Source organism: Halomonas sp. SIMBA_159, assembly GCF_046536035.1.
Taxonomy (GTDB): domain Bacteria; phylum Pseudomonadota; class Gammaproteobacteria; order Pseudomonadales; family Halomonadaceae; genus Vreelandella; species Vreelandella venusta_A.
Genome location: NZ_JAWJBT010001793.1, coordinates 1 through 230 on the forward strand (window position 1 = coordinate 1; position 230 = coordinate 230).

The window sequence follows — 230 nt, forward strand, 5'->3', positions numbered from 1 at the left end:
GCTGAGCACGCTCGCCTTGACCGCCGAACCCGGCGCCGGCGGACTCGAACTCGTGCCGTACTTCGAGGGCGAGCGCTCCCCCAACCTGCCCGATGCCACCGCGAGCCTGACCGCCATGACGCTCGCCTCGACCACCCGCGAGAACCTCGCCAGGGCCGCCGTCGAGGGCATGCTCGGAGGGCTGCGGTTCGGGCTCGACGCGCTGCGGGAACTCGGCATCCCCCTGGAGC

1 protein-coding gene is annotated in these 230 nt (G+C 73.0%); it reads left to right on the top strand.

Annotated features, from left to right (window positions below; translation table 11 throughout):
* A partial coding sequence (locus R0J87_RS25380) for an FGGY-family carbohydrate kinase (RefSeq protein WP_498889785.1) occupies nt 1-230 on the top strand: 230 nt, incomplete at both ends.